This window comes from Kitasatospora sp. NPDC101157, assembly GCF_044768255.1.
Classification (GTDB): Bacteria; Actinomycetota; Actinomycetes; order Streptomycetales; family Streptomycetaceae; genus Kitasatospora.
Window position 1 is genome coordinate 13,762 of the sequence record NZ_JBIWPL010000001.1, and the last position, 19,994, is coordinate 33,755.

Annotated in this window: 20 protein-coding genes; 8 read left to right on the top strand and 12 right to left on the bottom strand. The window is 71.3% G+C overall.

Annotated features, from left to right (window positions below; all coding sequences use genetic code 11):
* Nucleotides 1–260 precede the first annotated feature (260 nt).
* Nucleotides 261–419 carry a hypothetical protein gene (locus ACIRVF_RS00070; RefSeq protein ID WP_402811469.1) on the top strand — a complete coding sequence of 53 codons (159 nt, stop codon included), beginning with the start codon at nt 261–263 and terminating at the stop codon, nt 417–419.
* A gap of 6 nt (nt 420–425) precedes the next feature.
* Here ACIRVF_RS00070 and ACIRVF_RS00075 read toward each other — a convergent pair whose 3' ends face one another.
* Nucleotides 426–2,057 carry a DNA repair helicase XPB gene (locus tag ACIRVF_RS00075; RefSeq protein WP_402811471.1) on the bottom strand — a complete coding sequence of 544 codons (1,632 nt, stop codon included), beginning with the start codon at nt 2,055–2,057 and terminating at the stop codon, nt 426–428.
* Nucleotides 2,058–2,165: 108 nt separating this feature from the next.
* Here ACIRVF_RS00075 and ACIRVF_RS00080 point away from each other — a divergent pair, with 108 nt between their 5' ends.
* Both ACIRVF_RS00080 and ACIRVF_RS00085 read left to right on the top strand, forming a co-directional pair.
* A complete protein-coding gene (locus ACIRVF_RS00080; RefSeq protein ID WP_402812897.1) occupies nt 2,166–3,740 on the top strand; it encodes a recombinase family protein in 1,575 nt (524 codons plus the stop codon).
* Between the two features lie 293 nt (nt 3,741–4,033).
* A complete protein-coding gene (locus tag ACIRVF_RS00085) occupies nt 4,034–4,285 on the top strand; it encodes a hypothetical protein (protein WP_402811474.1) in 252 nt (83 codons plus the stop codon).
* Nucleotides 4,286–4,302: 17 nt separating this feature from the next.
* On the opposite strand, the gene ACIRVF_RS00090 is transcribed toward ACIRVF_RS00085, so the two are convergent.
* Nucleotides 4,303–6,813: a helicase-associated domain-containing protein gene (locus tag ACIRVF_RS00090; protein WP_402811477.1), complete on the bottom strand. Its 2,511-nt coding sequence runs from the start codon at nt 6,811–6,813 to the stop codon at nt 4,303–4,305.
* A gap of 184 nt (nt 6,814–6,997) precedes the next feature.
* On the opposite strand from ACIRVF_RS00090, the gene ACIRVF_RS00095 reads away from it, so the two are divergent.
* Entirely contained in the window at nt 6,998–7,855 is an 858-nt protein-coding gene (locus tag ACIRVF_RS00095) for a hypothetical protein (protein ID WP_402811479.1), read from the top strand.
* Between the two features lie 88 nt (nt 7,856–7,943).
* Here the strand turns inward: ACIRVF_RS00095 and ACIRVF_RS00100 are convergent, their stop codons facing one another.
* Nucleotides 7,944–10,379 (bottom strand): LPXTG cell wall anchor domain-containing protein, encoded by a 2,436-nt coding sequence (locus ACIRVF_RS00100; protein WP_402811481.1) that lies wholly within the window; start codon nt 10,377–10,379, stop codon nt 7,944–7,946.
* 210 nt (nt 10,380–10,589) lie between these two features.
* On the opposite strand from ACIRVF_RS00100, the gene ACIRVF_RS00105 reads away from it, so the two are divergent.
* Nucleotides 10,590–11,120, top strand: coding sequence for a hypothetical protein (locus ACIRVF_RS00105; protein ID WP_402811483.1), 531 nt, complete (start codon nt 10,590–10,592; stop codon nt 11,118–11,120).
* A gap of 145 nt (nt 11,121–11,265) precedes the next feature.
* Here the strand turns inward: ACIRVF_RS00105 and ACIRVF_RS00110 are convergent, their stop codons facing one another.
* Complete coding sequence (locus ACIRVF_RS00110; protein WP_402811486.1) at nt 11,266–12,138, bottom strand: alpha/beta fold hydrolase; 873 nt, start codon at nt 12,136–12,138, stop codon at nt 11,266–11,268.
* 66 nt (nt 12,139–12,204) lie between these two features.
* On the opposite strand from ACIRVF_RS00110, the gene ACIRVF_RS00115 reads away from it, so the two are divergent.
* Nucleotides 12,205–12,798 (top strand): TetR/AcrR family transcriptional regulator, encoded by a 594-nt coding sequence (locus ACIRVF_RS00115; protein ID WP_402811488.1) that lies wholly within the window; start codon nt 12,205–12,207, stop codon nt 12,796–12,798.
* Nucleotides 12,799–13,085: 287 nt separating this feature from the next.
* On the top strand, nt 13,086–14,135 hold the full coding sequence (locus ACIRVF_RS00120; RefSeq protein ID WP_402811490.1) for a fatty acid desaturase family protein: 1,050 nt from the start codon (nt 13,086–13,088) through the stop codon (nt 14,133–14,135).
* Nucleotides 14,136–14,330: 195 nt separating this feature from the next.
* On the opposite strand, the gene ACIRVF_RS00125 is transcribed toward ACIRVF_RS00120, so the two are convergent.
* The 5 genes from ACIRVF_RS00125 to ACIRVF_RS00145 form a co-directional block, all read right to left on the bottom strand.
* Entirely contained in the window at nt 14,331–15,527 is a 1,197-nt protein-coding gene (locus tag ACIRVF_RS00125) for a methyltransferase domain-containing protein (RefSeq protein WP_402811493.1), read from the bottom strand.
* 3 nt (nt 15,528–15,530) lie between these two features.
* Entirely contained in the window at nt 15,531–15,689 is a 159-nt protein-coding gene (locus tag ACIRVF_RS00130) for a hypothetical protein (protein ID WP_167395769.1), read from the bottom strand.
* A gap of 117 nt (nt 15,690–15,806) precedes the next feature.
* Nucleotides 15,807–16,649, bottom strand: coding sequence for a helix-turn-helix domain-containing protein (locus tag ACIRVF_RS00135; protein WP_402811496.1), 843 nt, complete (start codon nt 16,647–16,649; stop codon nt 15,807–15,809).
* Entirely contained in the window at nt 16,646–17,146 is a 501-nt protein-coding gene (locus tag ACIRVF_RS00140; RefSeq protein ID WP_402812900.1) for a DUF6879 family protein, read from the bottom strand. The genes ACIRVF_RS00135 and ACIRVF_RS00140 overlap by 4 nt, the downstream gene beginning before the upstream one ends.
* Entirely contained in the window at nt 17,073–17,327 is a 255-nt protein-coding gene (locus tag ACIRVF_RS00145) for a hypothetical protein (protein ID WP_402811499.1), read from the bottom strand. The genes ACIRVF_RS00140 and ACIRVF_RS00145 overlap by 74 nt, the downstream gene beginning before the upstream one ends.
* A 244-nt stretch (nt 17,328–17,571) precedes the next feature.
* Here ACIRVF_RS00145 and ACIRVF_RS00150 point away from each other — a divergent pair, with 244 nt between their 5' ends.
* Entirely contained in the window at nt 17,572–18,105 is a 534-nt protein-coding gene (locus ACIRVF_RS00150) for a DUF6879 family protein (protein WP_402811502.1), read from the top strand.
* Nucleotides 18,106–18,143: 38 nt separating this feature from the next.
* Here the strand turns inward: ACIRVF_RS00150 and ACIRVF_RS00155 are convergent, their stop codons facing one another.
* The 3 genes from ACIRVF_RS00155 to ACIRVF_RS00165 form a co-directional block, all read right to left on the bottom strand.
* The gene (locus ACIRVF_RS00155; RefSeq protein WP_402811505.1) at nt 18,144–18,851 is read right to left on the bottom strand and encodes a carbon-nitrogen hydrolase family protein; all 708 of its coding nucleotides are present in this window, start codon (nt 18,849–18,851) and stop codon (nt 18,144–18,146) included.
* Nucleotides 18,852–18,917: 66 nt separating this feature from the next.
* On the bottom strand, nt 18,918–19,109 hold the full coding sequence (locus ACIRVF_RS00160) for a DUF397 domain-containing protein (RefSeq protein ID WP_402811508.1): 192 nt from the start codon (nt 19,107–19,109) through the stop codon (nt 18,918–18,920).
* Nucleotides 19,102–19,965 (bottom strand): helix-turn-helix domain-containing protein, encoded by an 864-nt coding sequence (locus ACIRVF_RS00165; protein ID WP_402811510.1) that lies wholly within the window; start codon nt 19,963–19,965, stop codon nt 19,102–19,104. The genes ACIRVF_RS00160 and ACIRVF_RS00165 overlap by 8 nt, the downstream gene beginning before the upstream one ends.
* Nucleotides 19,966–19,994: the final 29 nt, after the last annotated feature.

Sequence of the window (19,994 nt, forward strand, 5' to 3'; positions counted from 1 at the left end):
CGCAGCGGATCGATGGAGCTCACGGTGGTGTACGGGCCGACCGGTTGCCGTGCGGTCGGCGCCTCCCCCGGCTGCCTGCGGGACACCGCCAGGTACCACGGTTCGGGAGGGGGCAGGCGGACGATCTTAGACCCGTCCGTCTCAGGGTTCCAGCCCTGCAGGTCTCGGGGCTCCCGTACACCGGGAGGAGGACGGCCGGCTCGCCGGATGCGGCCTTTGGAGTGATGCCGTGGGCCGGTCGGGTGCCTACCGTTGAAGACATGAGCAGTCGAAACGAATCCCGCACCGCCCCGGCCGGCGCGACCGCCGCCCAGGGTCGCCACCACCACCTGCTGAGGAGCGCCGTCCGCAACGTCGGCATCGCCCTGGACACCGCCGCGCGCGTGATCTTCCTCGGGCGCGACGGTGTTTGGCTCTGAGTCCCGTTACAGCACGTCGTCCGCGTCGATGATCCGGTACGCGTAGCCCTGTTCGGCCAGGAAGCGCTGCCGGTGGGCGGCGAAGTCCTGGTCCACGGTGTCCCGGGCGACGACCGAGTAGAAGTGCGCCGCGTGCCCGTCCGCCTTGGGGCGCAGGACGCGGCCGAGGCGCTGGGCCTCCTCCTGGCGGGAGCCGAAGGTCCCGGAGACCTGGATGGCCACCGTCGCCTCGGGCAGGTCGATGGAGAAGTTCGCGACCTTGGAGACCACCAGGACGCTGATCTCCTTGTTCCGGAACGCGTCGAAGAGCTTCTCGCGCTGGGCGTTGCTGGTCTCGCCCTTGATCACCGGGGCGTCCAGGACCTCACCGAGCTCGTCCAGCTGGTCGATGTACTGGCCGATGATCAGCGTCTGGTCCTTCTCGTGCTTCCTGACCAGCGCCTCCACCACCCGCCGCTTGGTCGCCGTGGTGGCGCAGAAGCGGTAGCGCTCCTCGGGCTCGGCGGTGGCGTAGGCGAGCCGCTCGGAGTCGGTCAGGGTGACCCGCACCTCGCAGCAGTCGGCGGGCGCGATGTAGCCCTGCGCCTCGATCTCCTTCCACGGGGCGTCGAAGCGCTTGGGGCCGATCAGGCTGAACACGTCGCCTTCGCGGCCGTCCTCGCGCACCAGCGTGGCGGTCAGGCCGAGCCGGCGGCGGGCCTGGAGGTCGGCGGTGAACTTGAACACCGGCGCGGGCAGCAGGTGCACCTCGTCGTAGACCACCAGGCCCCAGTTGCGGGCGTCGAACAGCTCCAGGTGCGCGTACACGCCCTTCCGCTTGGTGGTCATCACCTGGTAGGTGGCGATGGTGACCGGGCGGATCTCCTTCTTCGTCCCGCTGTACTCGCCGATCTCGTCCTCGGTGAGCGAGGTGCGCTTGACCAGCTCGTGCTTCCACTGGCGGGCCGAGACGGTGTTGGTGACCAGGATCAGGGTGGTCGACTTGGCGTGCGCCATCGCGGCGGCGCCGACCAGGGTCTTGCCGGCGCCGCAGGGCAGCACGACCACGCCGGAGCCGCCGTGCCAGAAGCCCTCGACCGCCTGGGCCTGGTACGGGCGCAGCTGCCAGCCGTTCTCGTCCAGGTCGATCGGGTGCGCCTCGCCGTCCACGTACCCGGCGAAGTCCTCGGCGGGCCAGCCGAGTTTCAGCAGCACCTGCTTGATCTGCCCGCGCTCGGAGGGGTGCACCACCACGGTGTCCGGGTCCACCCGGGCGCCGACCAGCGGGACGATCTTCTTGGAGCGCAGCACCTCCTCCAGCACCGGGCGGTCGGTGGTGGTCAGCACCAGACCGTGGGTGGGGTGCTTGAGCAGCTGGAGCCGCCCGTACCGGCCCATGGTGTCCGCCACGTCCACCAGCAGCGCGTGCGGCACGGGGTAGCGCGAGTACGTCACCAGGGCGTCCACCACCTGCTCGGCGTCGTGCCCGGCGGCCCGGGCGTTCCACAGCCCGAGTGGCGTCACCCGGTACGTGTGGACGTGCTCGGGGGCCCGCTCCAACTCGGCGAACGGCGCGATGGCGCGGCGGCAGTCGGCGGCCTGGGGGTGGTCGATCTCCAGGAGAAGAGTTTTGTCGCTCTGGACGATCAAGCAGGACACACATACCTCCGTGGATAGGATCGCCACGTGACAGAGACCACGACTGTCACCGTTCGGGCCATGCCCCGAGCCCGACGCCGGAAGGGCGTTCCGGCAAGCGCGCCTGGAATGCGCGCAGCTATCTATGTTCGCCTATCGCGCGAGACAGAGGAAACTACTTCGCCAGACCGCCAGCGAGCGGCCTGCGAGCAGCTGTGCGCGGCACGCGGCTGGACCGTGGTCGCGGTCGAGGAGGACATCGACGTCTCCGGCTTCTCACGCAGCCTGGAACGGCCGGGGCTCCAGAAGGTCCTGGAGCGGCTCGACGACTTCGACGTGATCGTGTTCTTCAGGATCGACCGGCTTGCCCGGTCCACGGTCGACTTCGCCGAGATCATGAAGATCACCGAGGCGCAGAGCGTCGCGCTCGCGTCGGCGACGGAACCGCTCGACCTCACCTCGTCCATGGGGCGCGCCATGGCGAAGGTGATCGCCGTCTTCGCAGAGCTGGAGTCGGACACCATCGGCATGCGAGTTGCCGGCGCCCATGAGCACCTGCGGCGGGAAGGCCGCTACACCGGAGGGCGCGTTCCCTACGGCTACGAGGTGGCCCCGAACCCGGACGGCGCGGGCAAGGTGCTGGTCGTCAACCAGGAGGAGGCCAAGACCGTTCACTCGATCGTGAAGCGGGTGCTGGCCAAGGACTCGTTGATCCAGATCGCCATCGACCTCACCAGGGCCGACATCCCCTCGCCGGGGCACACGTCGCGGCAGACCACCGGCAAGCGCAGCAACTCCAAGAAGTGGTACACGACTTCGCTCCGGAGCCTGCTGAGCAACCCGCAGTTGCTCGGGCAGGTCATCGAGGACGGCAAACCGATCCTGCGGACCGATGGACTGCCGTTGGTCAACCGGCCGCCGATCCTGGACATGGACACCTGGCAGGCCCTCCAGGACGAACTGGGCCGCCGCTCGAACAACCCGGGCGAGCGGAGACGGGAGTCGACGTCGCTGCTGCGCGGAGTGGCGCACTGCGCGCTGTGCGGCTTCCGGATGTACACCTACGTGGCCAGCGGGCGGACGCGGTACCGCTGCATCGGTCGGCTCAAGAAGCGGCAAGGCGGCGTCGCGGTCGACTGCTACGGCGTGAGCATCGCGGGCAAGGGGATGGAAGACCACGTCGAGGCCGAGTTCCTTCGGAAGTTCGGCCGTCTTCCCGTCGTGCGGGTGGTGGAGCGTGCAGGGGAGAACTTCCGCCCGCAGATCAGGCAGGCAGAGGAAGCACTGACCGACCTGGAGAAGGACCGGTACGAGCGCGGTCTCTTCAAGGGCGACGACGGCGCGGCACGCTATACGGCGCAGTACGCCCGGCTGGAGGAGCGGATCGCCGACCTCAAGGAGCGGCAGCGGAACGCGAAGCCGGCGGGGACGGAGACGGTCCCGACCGGCAAGACGCACGAGGAGGTCTGGCGGGACGCCGACGTGGCCGGGAAGCGGGATCTGTTGCTCAGCACCGGCGCGTACGTCGAGGTGGCCCCTGCGGCGAAGGCCGGCAAGGTCCTTGACCTGAAGCGTCTTGCCCTCCATTTCGGCGAGGAGGGGATGATGCGGCGCTCCGTAGCCGGGGAGGTCATGGCCGCCGAGAAAGCTGTAGGCCAGGGCGATGGGGCCCGGTCGCTGACCGGGCCTCCGGCCGCCGACTGAGGTTTTCGCCGCTCAGTCACTGCTATGGGCAGCTGCTGCGCCTCGGCCTTGCTCCGAGGCGAGCTGATCGGCCGGCAACCCATCTGACTGGAGAAGTGCATGTGCATGTTCACCACGGGGCCGGTAGCTGCCTATTGGACGTCGCTCGGGCGGACGCGGCCGCCACGCCGGCTGCGGGAACGTCCCCGGTGCGCCGTGTCATTGGCGGTCCGTCAGTGCGGCGCGCCCCCGCAGGGGCCGTACGAGGGATCGCCCGAAGTGACCACAGCACGCACTCGGTCGTTGAACTGGTCATGAAGACCTCCAAGCGTGTTCTCACCGCCCTCGCCCTGATGGGCACGGCCTTCGCCGCCACGGCCTCGTCGGCCGGTTCCGCCCATGCCCTCGCGGGCATCGGGGAGGGGCCGGGCGGTCTGCTGGCGGCGCCCGGATTCCTGCTCGCGGACACCGTCACCGGCGGTTCGATGCCGGTCGGGCAGAGCCAGATCGGCAGCCTGGCGGACCAGGCGGTCAAGGACAAGATGAAGGAGGCCAGAGGCCACTGACGACCGGTCACCCGCCGCTATTCGTCGAGTTCCGCGACGCCGGTGATGCGGTGGAGGGCGAAGGTGCGGAGTTCGTCGGCGTGGTGGTCGAAGGCGGTGACGAAGCCGCCTTCGACCTTGACCGGGTCGATGATCCGCTGGCTGGCGATGCCCTCGGCGTTGAGGTAGCCGATCCACATCCGTTCGCCGAGCAGGACGGCCGTCTGGAGGGCGGCGAGGGTCTCGGCGGCGGCGGTGCGGGGGAGTTGGCGCGGGTCCGGGGTGGGCTCGCGGCGGGCGGCGGTGGCGGCGCGGTCGCCGGCCCGGATGGCCTTGATGGCGGCGGCGAGGAGGGTGTCGTCGGGGGTGGGCGGCCCGTCGGGGACGGGCGTGGGGGCGGCGCGCGGCGGGGTGCGGTGGCTGTCCGGCCGGGTGATCAGGACGTCGCCCTCGGCGGATTCGGCGGCCGGGGCGTAGCCCATGGTGCGCAGCGCGGCGAGCAGGACGTCCGGGGCGGCCTGGGAGGCGAGGACGGTCGGGGCGAGCAGTCGCAGCCGCAGGTCGGCGGCGCGGCGGTCGGCGAGCACCTCGTTGAGCAGGGAGGGGTCGTCGCAGCGCAGGTAGGAGGAGGCGGCGCCGACCCGCAGGATGCCGTGTCGGCGGGCGACGTCGTCGATCAGGTAGGCGAGCGGCTGGGGGACGGGCGTGCGGCTGTGCCGGCCCAGGAAGGTCTGCAGGTCGGCGGCGGTGCGTCCGGCGTCCAGGGCGCGGCGGACGGACGCCGGGGTGAACCGGTAGACGGTGGCGCCGCCCTTGGACTCGATGTCGGCGCACAGGGCGAGCGCCTGGGCGAGCGGGGTGAGCAGCGGGCCGGGGGCGATCGCGGTGAGGTCCGGCTGGAGGATCACGTGGTCCAGCGGCTGCGGCAGCAGCGGGGCGAGCACTTCGGCCGGGTCGGACTCGCCGGTGAGCAGGGCACGGGCGGGGGCGGCGAGGGCGCCGCGGCCGGTGATGCCGAGGAGTTCGGCCTCGGCGAGGGTCCAGGTGGTGAGGTCGTCGCGCAGTTCGCGGCCGTCGCGGCCGTCGGGGCTGGTCGGGCCGCCGCGCAGCGGGCGCTGCCAGCGCAGGGTGGGCAGCAGTTCCTCGGCGGTGGCCGGGGTGCCGGGCGGCAGTTCGGCGAGCAGTGCGAGGGCGGCGCGGCGCACGGACGGGGCGAGGGTGCGGTCGAGTTCGGGGCCGAGGGCGGCGCGCGGCTTGCCCTTGCCGTCCGGGGTGCCGGTGAGGGCGGGCACGCGGGTGGCGGCAAGCCAGGCGCCGGCCAGGACGGCCCAGCGCTCGGCGGTGTCCAGTTGCAGCCAGCTGTCGTAGCCGGGGGTGGGTGCCCAGCACTCGTCGGCCTCGCCGTCGGGGGCCAGCAGGCCCGCGGTGTAGGCGAGTTCGAGCCAGAAGGCGGTCTGCTGCTCGGTGGTCTCCAGGGTCTGGGCGGTGCGCTTGAGGTCCCGTACGCCGAGGCCGCCGGCCCGCAGGGTGGGTGGGGGGTTGAGGCCCCAGGCCTCCAGTAGTTCCTCGACGGTCCTGACGGCGGTGTGCGCCTGCCCGGCCGCGGCGCTGTCCACAGCCTGTGGATCGCGCGGGGCGGCGGCGGGGGAGGGTTCGGGCTGGAGCGGTTCGACGGTGCGGTGGGTGCGGCCGCCGCGCAGGTGGAGGGCCAGTTCACGTGGCAGCACGACGCTGCCCGGGCTGGTCGGCAGCAGCAGGCCGCGGGCGAGCAGCCATTCGACCGGGCTCTGGGCGTCCTCGGCGGTGACCGGTCGGGTGGCGTCCGGGACGGTGCCGGTGGGCGGGCCCCAGACCAGCCGCTCCAGCAGCCGCAGCGCGGGCTCGGGGGCGGTGTCGAGCAGCGCGGCGCAGCGGGTGCGGTCGGTGAGCAGCGCGGTCAGGGCGGCGACGGCGGTGACCGGGTCGGGGGTGGCGGGCTGTCCGGCGGAGGCGAGCAGCTGCTGCAGCCGTGCCGGGGACATGCCGGTGGTCGCCTCGGCGAGGGTGGGGCCGAGGCCGGTGCGGCCGGGGTTGGCGGCGGTCGGGGCGAGCGCCTCGCGGACGGCGAGCACCAGCCGCAGGCCGTTGTCCGGCCCCCAGAGCAGCGCCCGGTCGCGCAGGGTGGCGACGGCGCGGGGGAGGGCGGCGGCGACGGCGGACCGGTCGGCCGGGGTGAGCGGGGTGGCGCCGGGGTGCGGCTTGACCTTGGACGGTCCGGTCAGCAGTGTCCGCACGGTGGCCAGGTTGGTGCCGTCCGGGCAGGTCGCCAGCGCCTCGGCGACCTGGAGGGTGAAGCGGTCGAGCCGTTCCAGGGCGCGCAGCGCGGAGGCGCGCGAGGAGAGCCGGGCGGACAGCTGGGTGAGGTCGCCGGGGACGGGGTTCAGCAGGTCGGGGCGTGACCGGAGCAGGGCGGCGATCGCGTCGTCGGGCCGGGCGCGCAGCTCCTCGGCGAGGGTGCGCGGACCGGCGGGCGTCCTGCCTTGGCGTTGAGGGCCCTGCTGTGTGGTCATTCGACCTAGGTTAGTCGGGAGTGCGGACGGTGGGGTGCGCTCGTGCCCGGGGCGGCACCGGCGGACGGCGGCGGCCGCGATGGACTCGCGCGGGCGGGGCACGGTGGGTACCGTCACGGCCGAGGGCGGTTCGGTGGGCGGCCGCGCTCTGCATGGGCGGGCCGGGCGAGGCGGGGTGTCGGTGATGACGGACGGCGAGTGGTGGCGCAAGAGCGGGCCGTGGAGCGAGCGGACGGGGGCGTCGGGTGCGCCCGACCCGTCCCCTTCGGCGCCTTCGTCGGCTGAGGGTGCGGCGCGCGGCGGACCGGCCGAGGACAGCGTGTACGGCTCCTCGGCCGCTTCCGGTGCGACGGGCGGCATCCCGAACGTGTCGCTGGACCTGCCGGGCGTCGCCGCTCCCGACGGCGGCTCGGAGGCGATCCCGGCGCCGGTCGTGCAGAGTTCGAGCCCGTGGACGATGACGATGCTCGACTTCTCGGACGCGCCGCAGCCCGCGCCCAAGCCGATCCCCGAGCAGCGCGCGGGTGAGGAGGCGGCGCAGCAGCAGGCGGCCGAGCAGGCCGGGGCGAAGCCATCGAACCCGAAGCGGCAGCGGAAGGCGAAGGTGAGGGGCGGGGCCAAGGGCGCGCCCGCCGGGGCGGCGGCAGCGGGCAAGGGGGCGGGCAAGGGCGCCCGCAAGCCGTCCCCGCTGATCCTGCTGTCCTGCGGGCTGCTGGTCGGCGGGGCGGTGTCCGGGTTCTTCCCGGCCATGCTGGCGGGCTGGGGCCTCGGTTACCTGACCCGTCAACTCTCCGATCTGATGCGCAAGTTCGTGATCCTGGGGATCCCGCTGATCACGATGAGCGCGACCACCCTGTTCGCGATGAACCACGCCAAGCAGGCGGGCGGTGCCGGGGGCGCCGGGGGCGCCGTCCAACCCGGCTCCCCGCTGGGCCAGTTCAGCTGGTCGATGGCACCGGGTGTGCTGCGTACGGCCGCCGTGGCGACGGCGGTGGTCCTGCTGCTGCTCGGCCTGCGCCGCCGCCCGCCGCAGCAGGGCTGAGACCGGGACCGGCCCCGCACCGGGCGGGTGCGGGGCCGGTTGTGCGGTTGTGCGGTCGTGCGGTTGTGCGGTTGTGCGGTCGGTCGGGTCAGGCTCGGCGGCGGCGCCACCGGACCAGGGCCGCGCCGCTCGCGAGGAGCACGGCGGCGGTGCCCGCCAGGGCCAGGGCGTTGGAGCCGGTGCTGGCGAGGCTTCCGCCGCCACCGGTGCTGCTACCGCCGCTGTCGCTGTCGCTGCCACTGCCGCTGCCGCTCCTGCCGGCCGGGGCCGGGGAGGGGCTGGGGCTGGTGCCGCCGTCGCCCGCCGGAGTGCTCGGCGCGGGGGTGGGCGTCGCGGTCGTGGGCGTGGCGGTCGGGGTGTCCGTCGGGCCGCCGGTCGGGGTGCCGGTGGGAGTGCCGGTCGGCGTGGCCGTCGCGGTGTCCGTCGGTGTGGGAGTGGGCGTCGGCGTCGGGCCGTTGTCGGCCGGTCCACCACCACCGAGGAGCAGCTGGTCCTCGGTGTCCGCCTTGTCGGTCATGGCCTTCACGGAGGTCCGGGTGGAGCGCGGCAGGTCCTTGTGCTTGGCCGTGAACTCGGTCGCTCCGATGTCCTGCCTGGGCGCCTGGGAGAAGTCCACGCCACCCTCGAAGCAGACCCGCCCGTCGCCACAGGGGTAGCTGTAGTCGCCCTGGGTGAAGGACTTCACGTAGTCCTCCCAGGTCTGGCGCGGCGTCCAGTTCGCGTTCTGCCCGCGGACCGGCCACTTGCCGACGTCGCCGCTGTCGATGATCGCCCGGTAGTCGGTGGGCTCCAGCTGGTCCTGCTGCCGCACGTACTCGGCGGCGACCCGGGCGCTGTAGACACGGCGCAGGTCCGCGTAGAGCGGGGCGGTGTTGACCTTGTGCTCGACGTCCGGGATGACGATCTCACGGACCAGGCCCTCGACGGTCCTGCGCTGGGCGTCGGTGGCCTGGCAGTCCCCGTTCGGCCCGGGGGTGCTGATGGTCGTGGTCTCGGAGTTGACCTTCAGCGGCGCGTCGAGGATGTAGACGCCGTTCTCGTCGGCGCGGACCTTCGCCGGCTGGGGGACGATCCAGTTGCGGATGGCGGGCCGGCAGGACACACCGGCGGCGATCATGGCGTCCTCGAACTTCTTGCCAATGGCCTGTCGCGGGTCCAGGTCCTTGGCGAAGTCGTGCTTCATCTCCAGGTCGGCCTGGAGCAGTACGCGCCCCGCGTCGGTCTTCCCGAAGGCGGGGTCCATGATCTTGTCGGGCTGGTCGGGGTTGAGGTTGACCCAGAAGGTGTTCGGGCTGAGCGCCAGCCAGGTGAAGAAGGAGTCGGAGATGAGCTGTGCCTTCTCCTGACCGCCCCAGCCGAGGTTCTGCTCGTCCTCGTCAGCCTTCTTGGCGGCGAACGCGTAGTTCAGCGCCTGGCCCTTGACCGGCTTGCCGACGTAGGAGAGTTGCAGGGTGGAGAAGTCCACGCCGCCCGGGCCGCGCACCCGCAGGCCGGCCGGGTCGTCGGCCCGGATCCGGGCCATCCGCTCGGCCATGTCCTTCGGCGTGGGCATGGAACCCTCGATGTTCCGGGCGGCGCCGCCGGAGGGCTGCTTGGCCCCGGTGTTCATGTACGGGTCGGGCTTGGAGGTGTTCGGGTCGAACTTGGATACGGGCACGCTGGTGGAGCGGTGCTCGTAGCTGCGCACCCTGGGGTTCGCCGGGTCCGAGCCGACGTCGGTGTTGACCTTGCTCAGGTACTTCTTGGTCGCGCTGGTCTTCTCCTCGCCGAAGACGTAGGTGACGCGTGCGGCCTTGCGCTGGGGATCCTGCAGGAAGGCCTTGTTCGTCGGGTCCTGGGTGGTGTCACGGCCGCCGCCGGCCTTGAACTCCAGGAAGTCGTTGGTCTTGTAGTTGACCGCGTCCCACTTGCGGACCATCGGCTTGTTGGTCTTCGGGTCGAGGACCGGCTTGCCGTCCTTGTCGAGGATCGGGATCTCCTCCTGGCAGAGCCAGTCGGGGCCGACCAGTCCGAGGTCCTTGATCACCTTCTCCTCGTAGAAGGCGCCGCGGCGGTTGTTGTTGTTCGGCAGGATGTAGGCGTCGGACAGCCACTTCTCGAAGGTGCCGTACTTCTTGTTCTGCGGGTCGCGGGCCAGGTACTCCTTGTACGTCGCGAAGAGGCGGCCCTCGGAGCCCTTGGGGTACTGCTCGTGCGGCTTGTCGAACTTCTTGAGGAACGCCTCCTGCTCGGCCGGGTCGGACGGGAGGGTGAGCCCGTCGAAGACCTGGCGCGGAGCGTCGTAGGTGTACGAGTCCCAGGCGTTCTCGTCCCTGACACTGTCGGGCGAGGTGTCCCACGGGAAGGAGGTCCCCGGGGCACCGCCCTTCGTGTTCGGGTAGAGCTCGTCGCAGCGCTTGCCCTTCGCCGCGTAAGCGGTGCCCTGAAGGCCGGGCAGGCCGGTGACGGCCAGGACGGCCGTGCAGGTGAGTGCGAGGCCGCCGCGCACCCAGATGCGCGCGCGGCGAGGTATCAGGTCTGGCACGTGGCTACTCCCCCAAGGAGCCCGGTGAAAAGGACGGCTGTCCGGGCGGCGCCCTGACGGGCCCCCAATTGACGTGTGCGCCGCCAGGGTTCGAACAGTAGACGGCGGTCAGCGGTCGCGTCTCTTGTTTTGACGTCCTGCTGAACGTCAACTCACCTTGCACACAGGATTGTTACGCTCCGGTAGCTGGCTCGGTCGTAGGCTGCCGACATGGATCCGATCGACACCCCGGAGTGGGCCGACAATCCCCGGTTGGCGCGTTGGCTCGCCGCGCAGCGCGCGGCGTTCCCCGCGTGGGCGCGAGAGAGCGGCGGCGGCTGGGACTTCGAGCCTGCTTCGCTGGACCGCCTCCAGGCACTGCTCCTCAGCCGGTTCGACACCTGGGAGGAGGTCCGGGCGGCCCGGGACACCCCGCTGCTGGAGGTCCCCGCCTGGTATCTCGGCGAGACGCTGATCCGCCGCTGCGGGGTGGTGTGGCGCTGCATTCCGGTGCTGCCGGTCCCCCACCCGCCGGCCGGCGGCTACCCGCTGGTGACGTACGCCCGGAACGGTCTGACCGAGTACGAGCGGGACTGCCTGGAGGACTTGGAGGAGCGAATGGAGTTCTCCATCCCGCTCGTCGAGCCGGCCGACGCGATCGGCTCCCTGTTCGTGGCCGAGGGCGGTCGGCTTGCGGACTGGATCGGCTGGTTCGACCGCTTCCAGGAGTGGCGCCGCAGTCTGCCGACCGACATCTACTGACCCGCCCGGGCCTCGTCGGCCGGCAAGGGCGCCGCGGAGCCGGTCCGCAGGGGCGGCGCCGGGTAGCGCTGCCCCGGGGCCCGTCGCCGAGCCTGCCGCCTCCGTGGCGGGTGACAGGGCCGGATCCACTGTGACATCGGAGAGCTCAACTCGTCCGCGGGGACGCCGCGCTGAGGATTCCGGCGAGGACGGCGGCCGGGTCGTCGGTGGGCAGGGCGTGTCCGGCGCCGGGGACGACCTCGACCCGGGCGGCCGGGACGAGTCGGCGCAGCCGCTCGGGGACGGTCCGGGCGTCGTTCAGGGCGCTGCGCTCGCCGAGCAGGAAGAGCGTGGGCGCGCTCAGGCGGCGCAGTTGTCCGTCGTCGAGGGTGTCGGCCAGGGGCAGGCGGCGGCGGAAGCCCGTCGAGGCGCGCATCAGGGCCATCAGCTCGGTCTCCAGGACGGCGCTGTTGCCGACCGCCCTGGCCAGCCGGGGCCGGAGCGGCCGCGGGGCGAGGGCGGCGAGGCCGCCGAGGACGAGCCAGGTGTAGAAGCGCCGTCCGGCGTCGGCGAGGCCGGCCGGGTCGACCAGGGTGAGGGCGGCGGTCCGTCCGGGGTGGCGGATCTGGTGGTGGAGGGCGATCCAGCCGCCGTAGGAGCAGCCGACCAGGTGGGCGGCGGGGACGTCGAGGGCGGCGAGCAGGTCCTCCAGCCAGTCGGCGGCGTCGTGGCCGTCCAGGATCGGGGCGGTCTGCACGCTGGCGCCGGGTTCGCCGACGGTGTCCACGGCGAGCACGGGATGGCGCTCGGCGAGGCGCTCGACGTACGCGTGCCACATCAGGGCGTTGCCGCCGGAGCCGGCGAGCAGCACGATCGGCTGCCCGTGGGCGGGGCCGGCCCGGTGGACGCGGGTGGTGCCGAAGCGGGTGGGGACGTCGAGCGCGGTGCGCGGCCCTGGCCAGAGCTCGGTGAGGGCGCGCTCGTAGGCGGTGCGGAAGCGGGCTTCGGCCTTGCCGTTCCTGAACTCGCTGATTCGCATGGTACAGGTGTATCACATGCATGATACGTGTGTACCAAGAGATCTCGGAAGAAGGAGGGACGGGCCGTGGCCGAGAAGGTCGACCACGAGGAGCGTCGACGGCAGATCGCCGAGGCCCTGCTGCGCATCGCCGACACCGAAGGCCTGCAGTCGGCCAGCATGCGGGCGGTCGCGACCGAGGCGGGCGTCTCGCTGCGCCTCGTGCAGTACTACTTCACGACCAAGCAGGGCCTGTTGCTGGACGCCCTCGCCCGGCTCGGCACCCAGCTCCAGGCCCGGATGGAACGCTGGATCGGCGAGGCCCGCGCCCCCCGGGAGGTGGTGACGGCGGTGCTGTCCTGCATCCTGCCGACCGATGCCGAGAGCCGCCGGATCACCCGGACGTACGCCGCGTACTACGCGCTGGTGCTCAGCGACCCCGAGGTGCTGGAGCGGCAGGCCGCGCAGCCGCCGGTCGTGCTGGAGGGCTTCCTGGCCAAGCAGTTGCGTGCGGCGCAGCAGGCCGGGGGCATCGCCCCGGAGCGGGACGTCGAGATGGCGGCCGCCGGACTGCTGGCGATGGTCAACGGCCTCGGCTCCAGCGTCCTCGGCGGCCAGCGGGACGGCGAGCAGGCGCTGGCGATCCTCGACCACCACCTGGACGAGCTGTTCCGGCCGTGATGGTCTCCCGACGGCTTCGAGCAGCCCGAACCGGAGGACCGCGGCTTCGGCATCCGCATCGAGGCCGTGGACCCGGACGGCAACCGCATCTCCCTCCGTCAGCGCGCCGCCCGGCAGGGCTGAGCCGCAGGACCACAGGCCGGGAGCAGGAAGTCGGATCCGCCGACCTCCCGCTCCGCAGGGTGGCGGGGGAGGGGCGGCCCCCGTCGGCACCAGGGGGCTAACACCCGTACGGGAGGGGTGCTTTCCCCGTTCTTCGGGCGCGCCCGGCTGGCCAGACTCGGAGCATGCCCACACAGACCGTGACGATGACCAAGGCTCCCGAGGCCACCGCCCAGCAACTCGGCAGCGACTTCGCCCAGTTGAGCCGCCGGATAGCCGCCGAGGGCCTGCTCGACCGGCGCCCCGGCTACTACACCGTCCGCGCGGGCCTGGTGCTCGCCACGTTCCTCGGCGGCTTCTACGCCCTGTTCGAGCTGGGCGACACCTGGTGGCAGCTCGGCCTGGCGGCCGCGATGTCCGTGGTCTTCGCCCAGGTCGGGCTGCTCTCCCACGACCTGGCGCACCGGCAGGTGTTCAGCAGACGGCTGCCGAGCGAGATCGGCGGCCGGATCGCCGCCAACCTGATGATGGGCATGAGCTACGGCTGGTGGATGAACAAGCACACCCGCCACCACGCCAATCCCAACCACGAGGAGCGCGACCCGGACGTCGCGCCCGACCTCGTCGTCTGGTCGCAGCGGCAGGCCCGGCAGGCGAGCGGCCTGGCCCGGTTCATCGGCCGCCGCCAGGCGTACCTGTTCTTCCCGCTGCTCCTGCTGGAGGGCCTCAACCTCAGCTTCAACAGCTTCCGCGCGCTGCGCGGCCCGGCGGTGAAGCGCCCGCTGCTGGAGGGCGCCCTGCTGGTGGTCCACTTCGCGGCCTACTTCGGCCTGGTCTTCGCCGCGCTGCCGCTGGGCAAGGCGGTCGCCTTCCTCGCCGTGCACCAGGCGCTGCTCGGGGTCTACCTGGGCTGCGTCTTCGCCCCGAACCACAAGGGCATGCTGATGGTGACGCCGGAGATGCGGCTGGACTTCCTGCGCCGCCAGGTGCTCACCTCGCGCAACGTGCGCGGCAACGCGGTGCTGGACTCGGTGATGGGCGGCCTCAACTACCAGGTGGAGCACCACCTCTTCCCCAGCATGCCGACCCCGGCGCTCGGGCGCGCCGCCCGGATCACCCGGGAGTTCTGCGCGGAGAAGGACATCCCGTACTACGAGACCGGCCTGCTCCGCTCGTACCGCGAGATCCTCACCCACCTGCACCGGACGGGCGAGCCGATCCGCTCCGGCAGCTGAGGACCGTTCTCCGGCCGTCCGGGTGCCGAGGGAGTAGGCACGGGAGCACTGCCGGGGACGGATGGCGGCGGCTGCCGCCGGGGGGCCGAAGGCCCGGGCCGTGCGGCCGCCGGCCGCCGGGCCTGACCCGCACGACGGTTCCCGGGAACCCCGAGCAGCCCCGGCCGCGTGGGAGGCCGGGGCTGCTCCGGTCGGTTAGCTCCGGCTCCGGGTGGCGCTGCCGGTCCGGACCGGCACCGGACTGTCGGGGCTGTCCAGCCACACGGTGTGGCCGTCGGGCGTGACGGTGAGGCCGAAGCGGTCGAAGCCGGGGCGGTCATGGGCGTCCCACCACCGCCAGGCGGACTCGACCTCGTTCCAGAGGTGCCGGGGGCCGGACCGGACGACCTCGTAGGCGGTGCGGCCGGGCTCCCGGTCGACAGTGGCCCAAGAGGTGACGGCCGTGTCGTGCAGCCACAGGGTGTACGTGCCGTCGGCGTAGCGCTCGATCAGCGGGAAGGCCGCGGGCACCTGTACCCCGATGGCGAACATGGCCAACCAGTCGGCCAGGGCCTCGGGGGATAGGGGAGTCGACGAGCGCATCCCGTCGGCCGGCCAGGGCCCGGACAGGTACTCCAGGCCGCCGGGGCGGGCGGTGCGCTGCCGCCGCAGCCGCATGAAGGCGGAGGACCCGACGAAGCGGCCGCTCGCCGTGCCGTCCTCGCCGACGACGAGACGGGCCACGGCCTCCCCGCCGTACTCGGGCCCCCAGGGCGCGACGATCACGGCGCCCGGCCGGGACTGCGCCACCCAGGCGTACGGGATCCGGCGTACCGAACAGGTCGCGATCACCCGGTCGAACGGCGCGCCGTCGGGGTGGCCGTCCGCGCCCTCGCCGACCAGGAGTGTCGGCGAGTACCCGGCGCGTGCGAGCCGGGGCTGGGCTTCGGCGGCGGTGTCCTCGTCCACCTCGACGGTGAAGACCCTTTCGGAGCCGAGGCGGTGGGAGAGCAGGGCGGCGTTCCAACCCGTGCCGGTGCCGATCTCCAGCACTCGGTGGCCGTCGTCGACGTCCAGGGCGGCGAGCATCGAGAACACCATGGTGGGCATGGAGTTGGACGACGTGGGGGTTGTGCCCCGGCCGAACCCGGCGTGGTCGCCGTCGTCCCACTGGGTGGTGAGGGGGATGTCGGAGTAGACCGCCTTCCACCAGGCGGCCGGGTCGGCGTGCCGGTTCACGGCCTCGCCCTGACGGACGCCGTCCGCCTGGCCGGGCCAGACCAGGGCCGGGACGAACCAGTGGCGCGGGACGGCGTGGTAGGTGGCCAGCCAGTCGGCGCCGAGGGACCCGTTCGCGAGGAGCGCGGAGGCCAGCCGGGCCCGGCCGGCCTCCGCTTCGTGCTGCTCGGTCACCGGTCAGCGGCCCGACGCCGGGCCGCTGCCGTCCGAGGTGTTGCCGCCCTCGTCACTGCCGCCGCCACCGTGCTTGTTGCCGCTGCTGGAGTCGTCCTGCTGGCCGCCACCGCTGCCGGAGCCGGACCCGCCACCGTGCTTGCCGTCGCTGAACGCGGGCATGTGCTTCCCCTTTCGGAGGCGGCGCCTACCGCCGCCCTCGACCAGCACGGTAGGGGCGGAGGGGCGGCTGATTCTCGAATATTCCGGCAGGCGGCGGGCGCCGTTCGCGGGGATTCTTCAGACGGTCCCGAGCGCTCTTCGGCAGCGTGCGATGACCCTGTGGGCGTCCGCACCGTAGACGGCCGCGCCGGCGAGGGTCTCCCACACGCGCAGGTACAGGGCGACGTTCTCGGGTTGGTCGAGCCAGAGTTCGGCGTGCCAGTCCTCGACGATGACGAGTCGCTCGTCATGGATCCAGAAGCCGTTGGCGGGCGGAAGCCTGAGGGGCGCCTCGAACGGGACGATACCGAGGGAGACGGTGTCCAAGCCGATCACGCCACTGAGCCGATCGAGCTGCGCGGCCATCACGGCAGGCGGGCAGATCAGCGCGCGCAGTGCGGCTTCCCCCATGATGACGTGGTACTTCCTGCCGGGGCGGTAGAGGCTCTCCTGACGCTGGATGCGTGCTCGCACGGCGTCCTCGACGTCACGAGGAGACTGATGGAGATCGACGTAGGCATTGAAAACATGCCGGGCGTAGTCAGCCGTCTGAAGTATGCCGACGACCATCGCGCTTTCCCAGGCGCGCATGATCGTCGAACGGTCGTGCTCGGCGGTCAGCGTGTCCTGCACGGGCCGGTGCCCGGCGGCCAACTGTCGCCGCCAGGAACGGGTTCCCGATTCGAACGATCGAAGCCTGGCAGACAGCTCGGCCGCCGCATCGGATTGACCGACGCCATCGGCCCAGGCCCTGAGGTCGTCATGCGTGGCAGTCTGCCGGCCGGTCTCCAGTTTGCTGACCTTGGACTGCGTCCAGTCGAGCCGGTCGGCCAGTTGCCGACCAGTGAGACCGCCCTCGGCGCGCAGCTCACGGAGCCGCTGGCCGAGGGCGATTCTGGCCTGCTGGAAGTCGGTGCTCACATGTCGGACGGTACCTGAGCCCCGAACTCGCGGTGCGGGACGGCGTAGTGCCAGGCGGCGTCCCGCTCCTGGCAGGCGCGGGCCACCCGCACCGGATCGGTGATCAGCTCGACATGGGTCAGGTCGTCGTCGGAGTCGAAGTGCAGTAGGGCGATGACGCGCGAGTCGAACAGCCAGGCGTCCTCCTCCGGGAGACCCAGCCGCTCGGCGTCGGCGCGCCAGAGGTAGCGGATGTCCTCACCGACCCTGCCGTTCCGCTCGGAGTTGTTGAGCAGGTAGCGCTGCCCCGGCGTGGGCGGGTTGTCCATGATCCGCACGCGCTCGAACCGTTTGCCCAGGGCGGCCTGTTCGCGACGCGATCGGCACCAGGGGGTCTCCAGGTCCCATTCCGGAGCTTGCCCGGCGGTGAACTGGCGGTAGGTATCACTCTGCTCGTCGGAGCGGTACCGGCGGCGGGTCTCCAGCCGGTAGGCCGTGTGCTGGAAGGTCGAAGAGATCCTCGAACTCGTCGAGGCCGATCAGCACGGGTTCGCGCTCCGCATCGCGCGGCGCGAAATCGGCGAGGAGTGCGCGCGGTACGGTCACGAATCCTTCGCCGGGCTCGACCTTGCGGAGCTGGGCGATCTCGTCGGGATCGGTCACGGCATCCCCCTGCACCACCACGTCCCCGGTCTTCATGTCCTCGTAGAGCGTCGGGCAGTTGTTGTCGTCCGAGTTGCTTCCGATGTACCGCAGTCATCGGCTCATGGCCGCTCCCTTCGCTGTCGGTCAGGCGGAGTCAGGATGCCCTCGAACCGCTTCGGAGCGGACCGTGATTCTCGAATATTCGCCCGTGGGGCTGTAGTTGTGTGGCCTGGTGGGCGCGGGCGTACTTGGATGGGGTTCCGAGGTCGTGCCGGTCCTCACCGAAGGAGTCACGTCAGTGTCGGAGTTCGTGCCGCAGCAGAAGATCACCGAGTTCGTCAACGATGGCTTCGAGTACACCGCTTGGCGCCTGGAGACCAGGACCGGCTACCTCTCCGACAAGCAGATGCCCTCCTACGCCGAGTTCCTGCGGACGGGGGACACAGCAGGTGAGGTCGGGCACCCGTGGTTCAAGACCGTGCGCCGCATGGTCGACAAGGGCAAGAGGTTCGAGCGGGTGCGGCTGGTCGACGATCCGCCGACCGAGGGCCAGCGGTATCTGCTGGCGTGTGCCCGCACCAACGTGGCGGCCGGCGAGGACATCCGGTACCTGTGGCGCTCGGAAGCCGAAGCAGTCGGACTCGGCGGGTTTTCGGACTTCTGGCTTTTCGACTCCCTGACGGTTGCGCGGTTCCATTTCGACGGGGAGCGCACGGTCGGCATGGAGCTGATCACCGAGCCGGTGGAGGTTCTCCGTGCTTGTCAGGCCCGCGATGCCGCGTGGCACTACGCAGCTCGCTACTCGGAGTTCAGGGCTCAGGTGTCGGAGTAGGAAGTCGGCCGGACCGACTTCCTACTCCGGGGGGACCGCTACGGGGTGTCGGCGACGGCGACGGTGGTGGAGCGGTCGTCGGCCTCGGTGAGGAGGGTGCCGTCGGGGGCCCAGAGGGCGGCGCCGCCGCAGCCGGTCCAGGGGCCGGAGGGGCCGACGTGGTTGGCGAGGACGACGTGCATGCCGTTGCCCTTGGCGATGGCCGGGTAGAGGGTGGCGCGCTCGTGGACGCCGTTGCCGGTGCCGTAGAGGGAGCTGGCGAGGTGGACGTCGCAGCCGTCGGCGGCGCCGCGGGCGGTGAGGTCCGGGAAGTGGTTGTCGAAGCAGGTGGCGAGGGCGAAGCGGAGGCCGTTGAGGGTGAAGCGGCCGTCTTGGTCGCCGGGGGTGAAGACGCCCTGCTCGTTCTCGTAGAGGTGCTGCTTGAGGTAGGTGGTGAGGAGGTCGCCGTTGGCGTCGAAGACGTACGTCCCGATGGCGGGCAGGGGGCCGTCGGTGGGGACGGCGCAGTTGACGACGGTGGCTATGCCGCTGGAGCGGAGGGCGTCCAGGCGGGGGTCGTCCGGGGTGGTGCGGAGGGCGGGTTCGGTGGCCAGGGCGTCGAGTTCGTAGCCGGTGAGGGCGAGTTCGGGGAAGACGATCAGCTCGGCGCCCTGCGAGCGCGCCTGTTCGGCGAGGGCCACGAGTTGCCGGACGTTGGAGGGGATGTCGGCGGGGACGCAGGAGAGCTGGGCGGCAGCGATCTTCATGGCGGCCAGGATGGCATGGGGTGGGAGTAGGAAGTCGGCGGGGCCGACTGCCTACTCCGGGTGCGGTCAGGCGTGGTGGTCGAATTCGCCGGCCTTGATGCCGTGGAGGAGGGCGGCAAGGGCGGTAGGGGTGGTGCGGATGATGAGGTGGCCTTCGTCGGACTCGCGGAGTTCGACCAGCTTGCCGATGCTGCGAAGCTCAACGCATTCATTGCTTGAGGCGCTGTAGCTGGACTTTTGCCAGTCTGAGTTAGGCATGGGTGGACTTCATTTCCTTCATGACGGATCGGATGAACTCCCGCGATCGATCTTCGGAGAGTGCAGTGGCATCCAAGCTGGAGAAGATGGTGCGATGTTTGGCCAGATTGGCTGGTGAGTCAAAGAACAAGGCCCCTTGGGAGACGTCCATCTCGACGGTGTCCAGCTCAGGAACGGGTCCCTCAATGTATGTCAGGTTCTCGCCGGCGCCCGGGAAAGTGTCAACGGCGAATGGCACCACTCGAACGGAGATTCCGGGCCGTTCGGAGTCGTCCAGCAGGGAAGCGAGCTGATCGACGAGCACTACGGGTCCTCCAAACTGCATCCGCAGTGCGGCCTCGTGGATGAAGGCCCGGAGAGGAGTTGTGCCAGATCGGACGAGTTCCTGACGCCTGAGTCGGAAGGCTGTCCGAGTCTCGATCTCTTGCGCGGGCAGGGGAGGCACGAGCCGGGCAAAAACTGCTGATGCGTAGGCCCTGGTTTGGAGTAGACCGGGCATGTAGACGGTGTTGCAGAAGGTGATCCTCTCGGCGTGGCCCTCAAGCTCTGCCACCTCAAGGAAGTCGATGGTCAGAGTGCTGCGGTACTCCTCCCACCAGCCCTTTCCTCGCTCTGACGCCATGTTCGCCAGCGCCTCGATCAGTGGCTCATTGGTGCACATGCACACGGAAGCGATGGTCCGCAGCCGTTCGGCACTGATCCCGCTCTTGCCGCTCTCCATCTGCGTGATCTGAGCTGGTTGGATGCCGAGTTCGCGGGCCAGCTGGCTGCCGCCAAGGCCCGCTTGTTCCCGCATCCTCCGCAACTCGGCTCCCAGTCGTCGCTGGCGCAGGGTGGGGTTTGGTCGAAGGGCCATGACGTCCTCTCTGCGGGTCTGAGATCAGT

Excerpts from the sequence above, each read along its gene's own strand:
- ACIRVF_RS00070 (WP_402811469.1), top strand. The coding sequence starts at position 261 with ATGAGCAGTCGAAACGAATCCCGCACCGCCCCGGCCGGCGCGACCGCC.
- ACIRVF_RS00080 (WP_402812897.1), top strand. The coding sequence starts at position 2,166 with ATGCGCGCAGCTATCTATGTTCGCCTATCGCGCGAGACAGAGGAAACT.
- ACIRVF_RS00085 (WP_402811474.1), top strand. The coding sequence starts at position 4,034 with ATGAAGACCTCCAAGCGTGTTCTCACCGCCCTCGCCCTGATGGGCACG.
- ACIRVF_RS00090 (WP_402811477.1), bottom strand. The coding sequence starts at position 6,813 with ATGACCACACAGCAGGGCCCTCAACGCCAAGGCAGGACGCCCGCCGGT.
- ACIRVF_RS00095 (WP_402811479.1), top strand. The coding sequence starts at position 6,998 with ATGACGGACGGCGAGTGGTGGCGCAAGAGCGGGCCGTGGAGCGAGCGG.
- ACIRVF_RS00105 (WP_402811483.1), top strand. The coding sequence starts at position 10,590 with ATGGATCCGATCGACACCCCGGAGTGGGCCGACAATCCCCGGTTGGCG.
- ACIRVF_RS00110 (WP_402811486.1), bottom strand. The coding sequence starts at position 12,138 with ATGCGAATCAGCGAGTTCAGGAACGGCAAGGCCGAAGCCCGCTTCCGC.
- ACIRVF_RS00120 (WP_402811490.1), top strand. The coding sequence starts at position 13,086 with ATGCCCACACAGACCGTGACGATGACCAAGGCTCCCGAGGCCACCGCC.
- ACIRVF_RS00130 (WP_167395769.1), bottom strand. The coding sequence starts at position 15,689 with ATGCCCGCGTTCAGCGACGGCAAGCACGGTGGCGGGTCCGGCTCCGGC.
- ACIRVF_RS00145 (WP_402811499.1), bottom strand. The coding sequence starts at position 17,327 with ATGAAGACCGGGGACGTGGTGGTGCAGGGGGATGCCGTGACCGATCCC.
- ACIRVF_RS00155 (WP_402811505.1), bottom strand. The coding sequence starts at position 18,851 with ATGAAGATCGCTGCCGCCCAGCTCTCCTGCGTCCCCGCCGACATCCCC.
- ACIRVF_RS00160 (WP_402811508.1), bottom strand. The coding sequence starts at position 19,109 with ATGCCTAACTCAGACTGGCAAAAGTCCAGCTACAGCGCCTCAAGCAAT.
- ACIRVF_RS00165 (WP_402811510.1), bottom strand. The coding sequence starts at position 19,965 with ATGGCCCTTCGACCAAACCCCACCCTGCGCCAGCGACGACTGGGAGCC.